This window comes from Mesorhizobium sp. WSM4814, assembly GCF_055811595.1.
Genome location: NZ_JBVVQT010000024.1, coordinates 74,857 through 87,536, shown reverse-complemented (window position 1 = coordinate 87,536; position 12,680 = coordinate 74,857). Strand labels below are relative to the sequence as shown.

Below are 12,680 nucleotides of genomic sequence, written 5' to 3'. Positions count from 1 at the left end.
TCGGTGCCCGACCACTTGCCGAACAGGATGCGATCGCCGGCCTTGACGTCCAGCGGGACGAGCTTGCCGGCTTCGTCGCGGGCGCCGGAACCAACGGCGATGATCTCGCCTTCCTGCGGCTTTTCCTTCGCCGTGTCGGGAATGATGATCCCGCCGGCAGTCTTGGATTCGGATTCAACCCGGCGTACGACCACGCGGTCATGAAGCGGGCGGAACTTCGACTTTGCCATTTTTTATTCCTCGGTGAGAATGGTGAGAATAGTTCCTCCGTCCGGCGGCGCCGGACAAACCTATAAGCCCGGCGGCGCCGGACCTACGCTTAGCACTCACCAATGGCGAGTGCTAACGTGGCGTTGAGATAATCCGGTGGCTGGCGAGAGTCAAGGCGCTGAGTGAGCTGATCGCCAGCCGCAGCCTGCTTCGAACTGATAATTGACTAAGTCAACTAAATGGTTGATCTTGTGCGGGCAGGAGGATGCCATGACGATTCATCATCAACCCGGCAGGGAGCGGATCGATGCAGTGCGGGGCTTTAACCGCTTCTACACCCGCCAGATCGGGTTGCTCGACGAAGGGCTGCTGAAAAGCGCCTTCTCGCTGACCGAGGCCCGGGTGCTCTATGAACTGGCGCATCGCGATGGCCTGACCGCCACCGATCTTGCGCGCGATCTCGGTCTCGACCCCGGCTATCTCAGCCGGTTGCTGAAAAAGTTCGAGGAGCGTGGCCTGGTCGAGCGCGCCGCTACGCAAGCCGATGCTCGGCGCTCGTCGATTGCGCTGACGCCGGCGGGAAGAGCGGCGTTCGCGCCGCTGAACCAGGGTTCGCACGATCAGGTCGCGGCCCTGCTCGACCGGCTTTCCGCACCGGAACAGGACAGGCTGGTCAAGGCGATGCAGACGGTGCAGCGCCTGCTGGGCGAGAGTGCAGAGCCCAGGGTCCCTTACATGCTGCGGTTTTTGCAGGTCGGCGACATCGGCTGGATCATCCATCGCCAAGGCCTGCTCTATGCGCAGGAATATGGCTGGGACGAAACTTATGAGGCGCTGGTCGCCGAAATCCTCGGCGCTTTCGTCAAATCCTACGATCCGAAATGGGAACGCAGCTGGATCGCCGAGCGGGAAGGGGAAGTCGTCGGCTCGGTCTTTCTCGTGCGCCAGTCGGACGCGGTGGCGCAGCTGCGCCTGCTCTATGTCGAGCCCTCGGCGCGCGGTCTCGGCATCGGCAGTCGGCTGGTCGAGGAATGCATCGGCTTTGCCCGTGCCAAGGGCTACAAGAAATTGACGCTGTGGACCAACGACGTGCTCACCTCAGCGCGCCGCATCTACGAGGCGGCCGGGTTCAAGCTGGCCAATCAGGAACGCCACCACGCCTTCGGCAAGGATCTGGTCGGCCAGAACTGGAACCTGGAGCTGTAGCATTTTTCCCTTCTCCCCTTGTGGGAGAAGGTGGATCGGCGCGCAGCGCCGAGACGGATGAGGGGTGTTGGCCGGAGTGCTGTTAGTGCCAAGCTGGAGCACCCCTCATCCGACCTCGCTTCGCGAGGCCACCTTCTCCCACAAGGGGAGAAGGCAAGACAAGGCGGCCATTCTCACCCTTTGACCGGTATCCAGATTTCCAGCCCGCCATTGCCGCTGCGCGGATCGAATTCGGGGCCGTAGCGCTCGAATTCGGGCGCGTCGGCAATCTTGTGCCCGGAGGCCGGCAGCCATTTGTTCCAGATCGTGTTGACCGTGCGGCGGATGGTCGAGATGTGGTCACGATGGGCGAACACGGCGTATTTCTGCGCCGGCACGCGTACGCGCGAAAACTCCTTCGGCAGGTCCGAAAAATCGGACACCTCGACGCCGGCGATATAGTCGAAATTGCCTGCATCGTCGCCGTTGACGCAGACGCCATAGGCGATGTCGCCGACCTCGCCTGGAATGTTGCCGATATAGGGGCCGAACCGCTGCCACTGCATCGGAATGCCGGCGCTGGTTTCGCAGCTGTAGCGCTCGCCGAGACCGGCGATGAGGAACGGCCGGCTGGTTTCGAAACGCGGCGGCTCGAGATTGGTGAGGAAGGACTGGTCCATCAGGATCGGCTCCACGAGATCGAGGTTTTTGAGCGAGCCTTGCGCGCGCACCAGTTCCGGCGTGGTGCCGAACTGGTCGCGGAAGGCACGGGTGAAAGCCTCATGCGAGGCATAGCCGGCGTCGAGCGCGACCGAGAGGATGTCCGGTGCGCCGGCGGCGAGCCTGCGCGCCGCCTCGGTCAGCCGGCGAGAACGCAGGTAGCCCATCACCGAATGTCCGGTCGCCGCACCGAAAGCCCGCGTCACGTGAAAGCGCGACACGCCGCTGCTGTTGGCGACATCGTCGAGCGAGATGGCCTCCGGCAGATGGCTTTCGACGAACCACAGCGCTTTCTCGGTCGGGTTCATATGGCTCCTTGCTGTGGGACTGCGCATCGGCCAGGTCATGGTTTCGCTTCTTGGTGGAGGCAGTTTGATCGAAATTGCGCACCGCGCAATGCGACGCTGGTCGGCAAGTCGAAGGCGTTGGGCGAAGGGCTTGACGGGAGCAGGCGTTGTCTTTTAAGTAGTAACGTTATTACATTACGAGATTCGGTATGCTCGTTCTGACAAGACCATTGCTCGCGGGGCACTCCGGAACCCGGAAATTTATTGCGCTGGGATTGGCGGAAAACTAGGGTGGCTGACTGATGGTCCCCAAGCCGAAAGGCGAGGGTGAAAAGGGAACACGGTGAGATCTTCGGATCGAGGCCGTGGCTGCCCCCGCAACTGTAGGCGGCGAGCAAAATCCGAAATGCCACTGGCCAAGGCTGGGAAGGCAGGATGGCGCAAGGACCCGCGAGCCAGGAGACCTGCCATCGCACGAGTTGACCGGACGGGGTGTGCCGGGAGGAGACGTGGACATCGGTCTTGTCGGCCGGTCCAGCTTCCTTCCGTCGCCATTGAGAAAGTGACGGTAAGTTGGACGCCTGCCAGCCTCTTCTTGAAGCGCGTGAACTGAGCGCCACGGCGAATGGCCAGCGCCTGGTCAGTGCGGTCAGCCTTTCGGTCGCGGCGGGAGACCGCCTCGCCATCATCGGTCCCAACGGCGCCGGCAAGACGACGCTGCTGCGCATGCTATGCGGCACGCTGCGTCCGAGCGCGGGAGATGTGAGATTTTCCGGACGCCGGCTGGAGACGTTTCCGGCCGCCGAGCGGGCGCTGCACATGGCGGTCGTCGGCCAGACCGATCAGCCCGATCCGCGGCTTGCCGTGATCGACTACGTCGGACTTGGGCGGGTCCCGCATGCCGGCTGGCGACGCAGGAGCGAGCAACGCGACATCGTCGTCGAAGCGCTTCGCAGAACTGGCCTGCTGCCGCTGCTCGGCCGCACGATCGGCTCGCTGTCGGGTGGTGAGCGGCAACGCGCCCAGCTGGCGCGCGCCATCGCCCAGGAGCCGAAAATCCTGTTCCTCGATGAACCGACCAATCATCTCGATCCGCGCGCCCGCAGCGAACTTCTCGAACTCGTATCGCAGCTTGGCATGACCGTCGTGGCGGTGCTGCATGATCTGTCGCTGGTCACGCCATTTGCCACCAGGGTCGCGGTGATGAACGAGGCCCGCCTGCAGGCACTCGCCGGTCCGCGCGAGGCGCTCACCAAGCAGTTGATCCGCGAGATTTTCGGGGTCGACGTGCTTCGGCTGCGCCATCCCACCGAAGACCGCGAACTCACGGTGTTCGAAGTCCCGAACCGTGCCTCTTCTGATCTAACCAAGGAGCAACATCCGTGAAACGCCTCGCACTGTCTTTTGCCTCTCTGCTGCTTGCCCAGGCCGCCTTCGCTTTCCCGGTAACAGTCGACAGTTGCGGCACGCCGCTGACGTTCGACGCCGCGCCGAAGCGCGCCGTCATCCAAGATATGAACATGGCCGAGATGGCCTTCGCGCTGGGGCTGCAACCGTCGATCGTCGGCCTGACCGGCATCACCGGATGGCACAAGGTCGGTCCGGAATTCAAGGCCGGGCAGGGCGCGATTCCGGAACTTGCGCCGAAATACCCGACGCTCGAAAACCTGGTCGCGGTCGAGCCCGATTTCTTCTTCGCCGGCTGGTATTACGGCATGAAGCCGGGCGGCGAGGTAACGCCAGATACGCTGGCGCCGCACGGCGTCAAGACGCTGGTGCTGACGGAAAGCTGCGTCCATCTCGACAACAACCGCCCCGCCGCCTCGATGGACCTGCTCTACGGCGACATCGAAAAGCTGGGCAAGATTTTCGGCAAGGAGGCCAAGGCGGAAAAACTTGTTTCAGGCTGGAAAGCGCAACTCGCCGATATCACGGCAAAGGTCGGCGACCGCGCGCGGACGCGGGTGTTTCTCTACGACTCCGGCGAAGACAAACCCTTCACATCAGGCAAGTTCGCGATCCCCAGCGCCATGATCGCCGCTGCCGGCGGCGACAACATCATGGCCGACATGCAGACGAGCTGGGGCAACACGGACTGGGAAACGGTCGCTTCCCGCAATCCGCAGTTCCTGATCCTGCTCGACTATCAGGGCGGCGGCGGTTACAGGAAACTGCTCGACTTCCTCAAAGTCCATCCGGCAATGAAGGAGACCGACGCGGTCCGGAATGAGCGCTTCGTCGCGCTGCGCTATGCCGAGCTGACGCCCGGACCCGCCAACATCGAGGCGATCGGCAAGATCGCCAGCGCGATGCACCCGGAAGCCTTCTGAGCTTGCGCCACAGGGCGTTCGAATTGGCCATGGCAGCAGGAGTGGCAGTAATCGCCGCTCTTGCTCTGCTGTCGATCGCCTATGGATCGACAGTCATAGCGTTGAGCGACGTGATTGCTGCGCTCGGACATACGGCCGGGCTGGACGGAGATCTCGTGCCCGGTTCGGTCGGCAATATCCCGGTCGCCAAGATCCCAATTGCCAAGATAATTGTCGATCTCAGGCTGCCGCGCACGATTATGGCGATCTGTGTCGGCGCCGGGCTGGGCGTCATCGGCGCGCTGCTGCAGACGGTAACCCGAAACGACCTCGCCGATCCGTTCCTGTTCGGGCTGTCCTCCGGTGCCGCGGCAGGCGCTGTTTCCGTCATCACCATTTTTGGCGACCGTTTCGGCATCTGGACGTTGCCGGTTGCCGCCTTCACCGGCGGCATATTGGCCGCCGGCATCGTGCTTTTGCTGGTTTCGCGGGTGAGGGGGCAGGGCCCCGAACGGCTGATACTGGCCGGGCTTGCCGTCTCGTTCATGTTCATCGCCCTGACCAACTATCTCGTCTTCGCCGGAGACCAGCGCGCCGCTCACTCGGTATTGTTCTGGACGATGGGCGGGCTCGGCCTGGCGCGATGGGACAATGTCGGGCTGGCTGCTCTTGGCGCGGGCACCATTCTTGCTTATGGCCTGTGGAACCATCGCAAGCTCGACGCCTTCCTGGCCGGCGAGAATGCTGCCGAAAGTCTTGGGGTGCCGGTTGTGCGGATGCGCAGGACGGCGTTTCTCGTCGCTGCCTTCTCGACGGCGATCCTGGTCTCGGTCGCAGGTGTCATCGGTTTCGTCGGGCTGATGATCCCGCATCTGTCCCGGCCCCTGGCCGGGCCGTTGCATCTGCGCCTGATTGCAAGCTGCGCCCTCTTCGGAGCGGTGCTGCTGCTGGCAAGTGACCTTCTGGCGCGCACGCTGCTGCCGCCGCAGGAACTGCCGATCGGCATCATCACCAGTTCGGTCGGCGCTTTCTTCGTGGTCACCATGCTCATTCGCAATCGTTCATGATGGGCTGCCATGCACACTTGCCGGCTTCTGGCACAATGCCGCGTCTTGAATAGTGAGCACGCTTATAATATATGCCGCTCATGGTTTCCGACGGCATCGACAGATTGGGTTTTTTGATCCACGACGTGCAGCGCCTGATGCGCAAGCGCTTCGAGGCGCGCGCCAGCGGGCTCGGCCTTTCCTCGGCGCAATGGCGGCTGATGGTCCGCGTCGCCAAGGAAGAAGGCATCACCCAGGCCCGGCTCGCCGAGCTTCTCGAGATCGAGCCGATCAGCGTGTCGCGCCTGGTCGACCGCATGGAGGAGGGCGGCTGGATCGAGCGCCGCGCCGATGCCGCCGACCGCCGCGTCCGCATGATCTTCCCGACCGCCAAGGCGAGCCAGGCCTACGCTGAGATCAAGAGCCTTGCTGGCGAAGTCTATGAAGAATCGCTGGCCGGCGTGTCGCCGCAAGATCGTCGCGTCCTGATCAAGGCACTGGAGACGATGACCAGGAACCTGGCGGACGGCGAGCCGGCGCCGGGCGAAAATGTCGAGAGTGGCGAAAAAGTCGAGAGTGCAGAAGGCGCAGCAGCATGAACGCGGTAGCCAAGGTAGATGAGAATGCGACCAAGCTGGAGTTGGAAGCTCCCGCGCAGCCGGCGGCAACTCCGGTTACGGCCGCTCCGCAGCTAGCGCCGGCGCCGGTGGCGCCGAAGAAGAAGCGCCGTGCCGGCCGCATGCTTTTGATGTCGGCGCTCCCGGTGGCGCTGATCGCCGGCGGCAGCTACGTCTGGGTGACCGGCGGCCGTTACCAGGAGACCGAGAACGCCAATCTGCAGCAGGCCAAGGTCACGATCGCCGCCGATACGGCCGGCCGCATCGTCCAAGTCGACATTTTCGACAACCAGTCCGTCAAGCAGGGCGACGTGCTGTTCGCCATCGATGCCGAGCCTTACCGGATCGCATTGGCCCAAGCTGACGCGGCGGTGGCCGGCGCGCGCCTCAATGTCGAGCAGCTGCGTGCGGCCTATAGCCAGGCGGAAGCGCAGGAGAAGTCGGACGCCAGCCAGGTCGACTATGCGCAGTCGCAATACGACCGGGCCGCCGACCTGGCCCGCAAGGGCATCAACGCCGAGTCGTCGCTGGACGAGGCCAGGAACGATCTCGACAAGGCCAAGCAGCAATTGGCCGTGGCCGAACAGGGCATCCTCAGCGCCAAGGCGGGCCTTGGCGGCAATCCCGATATCGAGACCGACAGGCATCCGACCGTGATGGCGGCGCTCGCCACGCGCGACAAGGCTGCCTACGATTTGGCGCAGACCACGGTGAGGGCGCCGGCCGACGGCATCATCAGCCAGGCTGCCTCGTTCAAGGTCGGCCAGTATGTCGGCTCGGGTACGCCGCTGTTTTCGCTGGTCGAGACCGGCGATACCTGGATCGATGCCAATTTCAAGGAAACCCAGCTCACCAATATGAAGCCCGGCCAGACGGCTGAAATCGTGGTCGACACCTACCCGGGCCTGACGTTCGAAGCCACCGTCAAGGCGATCGGCGCTGGCACGGGAGCCGAGTTCTCGCTGTTGCCCGCCCAGAACGCCACCGGCAACTGGGTCAAGGTCACCCAGCGCATTCCGGTGCGCCTGCAACTGGCCGATGCCGACGCCAGGATGGCGCTGCGCACCGGCATGAGCGCGACCGTCACGGTGGACACCGGCGTTTCCCGCGGGCTTCCGAGCATCTTCGGCCACGCCGCGGCGGGTGAAGCGCAATAGACGCCTCAACGTCATGAGCACGCCAGAAGCCTTTCGCGAAGTGCCGCATCGCGGCCTGATCACCATTGCGATCATGCTGGCGACAGTCATGCAGGTGCTCGACACCACTATCGCCAATGTCGCTCTGCCGTCGATGGTCGGCGACCTTGGCGCGTCGGCCGACACCATTAACTGGGTGCTGACCTCCTACATCGTTGCCGCCGCCATCATGACGCCGGTGACCGGCTGGCTGGCCGACCGCTTCGGGCGCAAGGAGCTGTTCCTGACGGCGGTGGTCGGCTTCGTCGTCTTCTCCATGCTATGCGGCGTGGCATGGAGCCTGGAGACCATGGTGCTGTTCCGCCTGATGCAGGGCGTGTTCGGCGCGGCGATCGTGCCGCTGTCGCAGACCTTCCTGCTCGACATCAACCCGAAGGAACGCCACGGCCAGGCGATGGCGATCTGGGGCGCCGGCATCATGGTCGGGCCGATCATCGGCCCGACGCTGGGTGGCTGGCTGACCGAGAGCTTCAACTGGCGCTGGGTGTTCTTCATCAACCTGCCGATTGGCATCATCGCCTTTCTCGGCATGGCCGCCTACCTGCCGAACATCGCCAGACGCGTGCGCGGCTTCGATTTCTTCGGCTTTGCCATGCTCTCGCTCGGCGTCGGCGCGCTGCAGCTCATGCTCGACCGTGGCGGCGATGCCGACTGGTTCTCCTCGGCCGAGATCTGGATCGAGCTTGGCCTCGCCATTTCAGGTTTCTGGATGTTCACCATTCATCTGCTGAGCGCCGAAAACCCGTTCATCGACCCGAAGATATTCCTGGACCGCAATTTCGCGACCGGACTGGTCTTCATTTTCATCATCGGCGTCATCCTTCTGGCCAGCCTGGCGCTGCTGCCGCCGATGCTGTCGACGATCTTCGGCTACCCGACCATCACCACCGGCGTGGTGATGGCGCCGCGCGGCGTCGGCACGATGATCTCGATGCTCGTCGTCGGGCGCATCATGCACAGGATCGATGCCAGGCTGCTGGTGATGATCGGACTGGGGCTTACGGCGCAGTCGCTTTACACGATGTCGGGCTTCTCGCCGCAGATGGACAACTGGCTAATCCTGACCTCGGGCGTCATTCAGGGCCTCGGGCTGGGCCTGGTCTTCGTGCCGCTCTCCACCATTGCCTTTGCCACGCTCGATGTGCGCTTCCGCACCGACGCTACGGCGCTGTTTTCCCTGGTGCGCAACATCGGCTCGTCGATCGGCATCTCGATCGTTTCGGTCATGCTGGTGCGCAACACGCAGATCAACCACGCCGAGCTCTCCGCCTATATCAATCCGTTCAACCCCAACCTGTGGGCGGCCTCGCCGGCGGCGGCGGGCGGCGATCCGGCGGCGCTGTCGCAGATCGACGGACTGGTCAACCAGCAGTCGCTGATGATCTCCTACATCAACGACTTCAAGCTGATGATGGTGGTGACGCTGGTGGCTTTCCCGCTGGTCTTCCTGCTGCGCAAGCCGCAGAAGGCTTCAGCGGCTGCACCCGCCGCGCCTATGGACTGACCTCTGGGACCGGCGCAGCGGGCCGAACCGCCTGCCGAGATTTCACCGGCAGGATCGGCGATCTTCTGCGATGGGGCCTGCACGAGATTGGCTCCCCCTTCTCCCCCTTCTCCCCTTGTTGTGGGAGAAGGTGGCCGCGAAGCGGCCGGATGAGGTGCTCCAGCTTGGAACCGACAGCACTCCGGGCAGCATCCCTCAACCGTCTCGGCGCTGCGCGCCGATCCACCTTCCCCACAAGCGGAGAAGGCAAGAACTGCGCCATGCCCCGGTCGGCATCGACCCGGTTCACACGCCATTAGTATATCTGGACCACTATGCGGTCGCTTAGCTTGCAGCGAGCTTTCCTTGCTTTGCGCCAGGCGCCGAACCGGAGGAACTGTGTTTGGTCACGAAACCATCGAGGCAAGCCGCCCAGGCGCCCGAACCGACCGAGCATGCCACGCTGGCGAAACTGACGGGCTCCTCGTACGAGACGCTCGAGCGCGAACTCAGGGCTACGATCGCAACACTCGAGCAACAGGCGCTGCGATTCGAGACGGCGATCGACAACATCTCGCAAGGCATCTGCTTTTTCGACGCCGCTGAACGGCTGATCCTGTGCAACCGCCGCTATGCGGAAATTTACCGCATCGCGCCCGAACACTTGCGTCCCGGCCGGACGCTGGGCGAAATCGTCGAACGCCGCATCGCTGCCGGGACATCCGCGATGGCCAGCGACGCTTATCTCGCATTCGCCCGGGCGGTCAATTCGGGCACGACCTTGAGAAACTGGACCGCCAATCTCACCGACGGCCGGACAATTCAGATCTGCCACCAGCCGATGCCTGACGGCGGATGGGTGGCCACGCATGAGGACATAACGGAACTCACCGCCAATCGCCTGATCGTCGACGAGCGCATCTCGCTGCAAACGCTGATCGACTGGGTGCCAGACTACCTGTGGGTGAAGGACACCGAAAGCCGCTTCGTCGTCGCCAACAAGGCCATTGCTTCCGACAGCGGCAAGGCCAAAACCAGTGACATGATCGGTTTGACCGATTTCGATCTTCATGCCTCCGAGCTTGCGCAGAAGTTTCGCGCCATCGAGCAAGGCGTGCTGCGCAGCGGACAGCCGATGATCGATGAGGAAGAGTTCGTTGTCGATGCGTCAGGCGCCGGCAAATGGTTTTCGTCGACGAAGGTGCCGTTGCGCAATGTTCAAAACGATATCTTCGGTCTGGTCGGCATCGCCCACGACATCACCGCCCGCAAGCAGGCGGACACCCTTCGAGACGGGCAGGCGCAAATACTGGAAATGATCGCGACGAGCGCCCCGCTCGAAGATGTGCTCGACTGCCTCATGCACCTCGCCGAGTCTCAGTTGACGGGGATATTCGGTTCCGTCCTGTTGCTCGACAAGGATGGCAGCCACTTGCGGCACGGCGCCGCGCCGAGCTTGGCAAAGGCCTATACGAGCGCCATCGACGGGATCGCCGTCGGCCCCAAAATGGGATCCTGCGGAACCGCTGCCTACCGGCGCGAGCCGGTCATTGTCGCGGATCTCATGCACGACCCGCTTTGGCACGATCACTGCGAATTGGCGGCGGCCTATGGCTACCGTTCGTGCTGGTCGACCCCGATCCTGTCGCACCAGGGCGCTGTGCTGGGCGCCTTTGCCATGTACTCGACGACCGTGCGCGAACCGACCGCGGTCGAGACCCGGCTCATCGATTTCACGACGCGTATTGCCGGGATCGCCATCGAGCGCAAGCTGGCCGAAGATCGGATCCACTTCATGGCCAACCATGATGTGCTGACCGGACTGCCCAATCGCGCTCTGCTCGAGGACCGGCTTTCGCAGGCGATCCTCTACGCGCAGCGATACGATCGCTGGGTGACGGTGGTGTTCATCGATCTGGACAATTTCAAACTCGTCAATGACACGCTTGGCCACAATGCCGGGGACGAGCTGTTGAAGACCGTAGCCGGCCGTATCGTCGAGCGCGTAAGGGCGACCGATACGGTCGTGCGGCTTGGTGGCGACGAATTCGTCGTCGTTCTGTTCGATCAACCGACGAATGTCGATCTCATCTCCGAGACCCTGCAAGCCATTCGGGCGGCGATTGCAGAGCCGGTTCAGCTCGGAGCACATCGGCTGAGGGCGACGGCCAGTATCGGCATCGCCAGCTACCCCAAGGATGGGACCAACCCCGACACGCTGCTGGCCAATGCCGATGCGGCCATGTATCGCGCCAAGGAATTCGGCCGCGACAATTTCCAGTTCTACGCTCCCGAATTCAACACCAGAGCGCATGAGAAATTCGTGCTTCAGGAGGACTTGCGTAACGCCCTGGCCCGTTCGGAATTCACGCTGTTTTATCAGCCGCAGGTCGACCTTCGGTCGGGCCTCGTCTTTGCCGTCGAAGCGTTGCTTCGCTGGAATCATCCGACGCGCGGCATGATGGCACCGAACGCCTTCATTCCGACGGCCGAGGAGACAAGTCTGATCGTGCCGATCGGCGATTGGGTCCTGCACGAGGCCTGTCGGCAGAACAAGGCATGGCAGGATGCCGGCCTGCCGCCGATGACCGTCTGCGTGAATGTGTCGACGCGGCAATTCAGGGAAAAGAACCTGATCGGCCGCGTCGCCGATGCCCTGAAAGTCAGCGGTCTGGAGGCCAGATATCTCGAGCTGGAGGTGACCGAAAGCCTGATCATGCAGGATATCGACCTGGCGGTCGCAACGATGAATCAGCTGCAAAACCTGGGCGTTCAGATCTCGATCGACGATTTCGGAACAGGCTACTCCAGCCTCAGTGCGCTCAAGACCTTTCCAGTGGCGCGGCTGAAAATCGACAAGTCGTTCATCAACGATATCGCTGCTGACGAAAACGACCAGGCTGTCGCCAGCGCCGTAATATCATTGGGTCAAAATCTGAATCTGAGGGTCATTGCCGAGGGCGTCGAGACGGACGATCAGGTGGCCTTCCTGCGCAAGAACAACTGCGATGAAATGCAGGGCTATCATTTCAGCGAGCCGGTTTCGGCCCCTGACATCGAGAAAATGCTCAGTGGCGAACCCATGGATTGACGGGTCGACCATGATCTCCTCAGCCAAGGCGGCATTGCCGCCAGCGCGGATTGCCCTGTGCCCGCGTTGCTATTTGCCCAGGACAAGGCTCCAGTAACGCCGCGAGCTGTCGCGGCCGTCCCGCACATAGGCCAGGCCGAAGCGGGTGAAGCGCGGGTCGAGCATGTTGCGGCGGTGGCCGGTCGAATGCATCCAGATGTCGAACAGCTTCTGCTGATCGAAACGGCCCTCGGCGATGTTTTCGGCGGCAGCACCGGCAATGCCGTTGCCCTTGACGCGCAAAGCAAATCCCTTGCCCCAGCCGGTCGAGTGGGTCATGCGGCCGCCGCGCGCCATATAGCCGGACTGCTGCAGGGCTGCCTGTTCGAGCTGACGGTCGGGGACAAGCGGTTCGAGCCCGGCTGAGGCGCGGATGCCCGCCAGCGTGCCGACGGCGGAGGCCGAGACCCCGGCGCCTTCGCCGGTGGGCAGCACAGTGGCACAAGCGGCAAGCCCGGCCAGCGCGGCAAGGCCGACGGCCCTAAGCAGCATTCGCC

At 63.2% G+C, this 12,680-nt stretch carries 11 protein-coding genes and 1 riboswitch; of the genes, 8 read left to right on the top strand and 3 right to left on the bottom strand.

Going from position 1 to position 12,680, the window contains the following annotated elements:
- On the bottom strand, positions 1 to 230 hold a 230-nt coding region (locus AC0L2V_RS27160), incomplete at its 3' end, for a co-chaperone GroES (protein WP_473521708.1).
- Between the two features lie 250 nt (positions 231 to 480).
- On the opposite strand from AC0L2V_RS27160, the gene AC0L2V_RS27155 reads away from it, so the two are divergent.
- Complete coding sequence (locus tag AC0L2V_RS27155) at positions 481 to 1,416, top strand: bifunctional helix-turn-helix transcriptional regulator/GNAT family N-acetyltransferase (protein WP_473521707.1); 936 nt, start codon at positions 481 to 483, stop codon at positions 1,414 to 1,416.
- A 173-nt stretch (positions 1,417 to 1,589) separates the two neighbouring features.
- Here the strand turns inward: AC0L2V_RS27155 and AC0L2V_RS27150 are convergent, their stop codons facing one another.
- Entirely contained in the window at positions 1,590 to 2,423 is an 834-nt protein-coding gene (locus AC0L2V_RS27150; RefSeq protein ID WP_473521706.1) for an AraC family transcriptional regulator, read from the bottom strand.
- Positions 2,424 to 2,688: 265 nt separating this feature from the next.
- A riboswitch (cobalamin riboswitch) is annotated at positions 2,689 to 2,888 on the top strand.
- Between the two features lie 87 nt (positions 2,889 to 2,975).
- Here AC0L2V_RS27150 and AC0L2V_RS27145 point away from each other — a divergent pair.
- From AC0L2V_RS27145 to AC0L2V_RS27115, 7 genes are all read left to right on the top strand, one after another.
- Entirely contained in the window at positions 2,976 to 3,788 is an 813-nt protein-coding gene (locus AC0L2V_RS27145; RefSeq protein ID WP_473521705.1) for an ABC transporter ATP-binding protein, read from the top strand.
- Positions 3,785 to 4,732, top strand: coding sequence for an ABC transporter substrate-binding protein (locus AC0L2V_RS27140; RefSeq protein ID WP_473521704.1), 948 nt, complete (start codon positions 3,785 to 3,787; stop codon positions 4,730 to 4,732). The genes AC0L2V_RS27145 and AC0L2V_RS27140 overlap by 4 nt, the downstream gene beginning before the upstream one ends.
- Positions 4,733 to 4,761: 29 nt before the next feature.
- The gene (locus AC0L2V_RS27135; protein ID WP_473521703.1) at positions 4,762 to 5,778 is read left to right on the top strand and encodes a FecCD family ABC transporter permease; all 1,017 of its coding nucleotides are present in this window, start codon (positions 4,762 to 4,764) and stop codon (positions 5,776 to 5,778) included.
- Positions 5,779 to 5,858: 80 nt separating this feature from the next.
- Positions 5,859 to 6,356, top strand: coding sequence for a MarR family winged helix-turn-helix transcriptional regulator (locus AC0L2V_RS27130; RefSeq protein WP_473495045.1), 498 nt, complete (start codon positions 5,859 to 5,861; stop codon positions 6,354 to 6,356).
- Positions 6,353 to 7,531, top strand: a complete 1,179-nt coding sequence (locus AC0L2V_RS27125) for an HlyD family secretion protein (RefSeq protein WP_473521702.1) — start codon at positions 6,353 to 6,355, stop codon at positions 7,529 to 7,531. Before AC0L2V_RS27130 ends, AC0L2V_RS27125 begins: the two co-directional genes overlap by 4 nt.
- Positions 7,532 to 7,544: 13 nt before the next feature.
- Positions 7,545 to 9,074: a DHA2 family efflux MFS transporter permease subunit gene (locus AC0L2V_RS27120; RefSeq protein ID WP_473521701.1), complete on the top strand. Its 1,530-nt coding sequence runs from the start codon at positions 7,545 to 7,547 to the stop codon at positions 9,072 to 9,074.
- A gap of 382 nt (positions 9,075 to 9,456) precedes the next feature.
- Positions 9,457 to 12,144 (top strand): EAL domain-containing protein, encoded by a 2,688-nt coding sequence (locus AC0L2V_RS27115; RefSeq protein ID WP_473521700.1) that lies wholly within the window; start codon positions 9,457 to 9,459, stop codon positions 12,142 to 12,144.
- 69 nt (positions 12,145 to 12,213) lie between these two features.
- On the opposite strand, the gene AC0L2V_RS27110 is transcribed toward AC0L2V_RS27115, so the two are convergent.
- The gene (locus tag AC0L2V_RS27110; RefSeq protein WP_473521699.1) at positions 12,214 to 12,675 is read right to left on the bottom strand and encodes a CAP domain-containing protein; all 462 of its coding nucleotides are present in this window, start codon (positions 12,673 to 12,675) and stop codon (positions 12,214 to 12,216) included.
- Between the last annotated feature and the right edge of the window lie 5 nt (positions 12,676 to 12,680).

What these genes read in the sequence shown, in the direction of transcription:
- AC0L2V_RS27110 (WP_473521699.1), bottom strand. Translation starts at nt 12,675, where the DNA reads ATGCTGCTTAGGGCCGTCGGCCTTGCCGCGCTGGCCGGGCTTGCCGCT.
- AC0L2V_RS27130 (WP_473495045.1), top strand. Translation starts at nt 5,859, where the DNA reads ATGGTTTCCGACGGCATCGACAGATTGGGTTTTTTGATCCACGACGTG.
- AC0L2V_RS27155 (WP_473521707.1), top strand. Translation starts at nt 481, where the DNA reads ATGACGATTCATCATCAACCCGGCAGGGAGCGGATCGATGCAGTGCGG.
- AC0L2V_RS27120 (WP_473521701.1), top strand. Translation starts at nt 7,545, where the DNA reads ATGAGCACGCCAGAAGCCTTTCGCGAAGTGCCGCATCGCGGCCTGATC.
- AC0L2V_RS27125 (WP_473521702.1), top strand. Translation starts at nt 6,353, where the DNA reads ATGAACGCGGTAGCCAAGGTAGATGAGAATGCGACCAAGCTGGAGTTG.
- AC0L2V_RS27150 (WP_473521706.1), bottom strand. Translation starts at nt 2,423, where the DNA reads ATGAACCCGACCGAGAAAGCGCTGTGGTTCGTCGAAAGCCATCTGCCG.
- AC0L2V_RS27135 (WP_473521703.1), top strand. Translation starts at nt 4,762, where the DNA reads ATGGCAGCAGGAGTGGCAGTAATCGCCGCTCTTGCTCTGCTGTCGATC.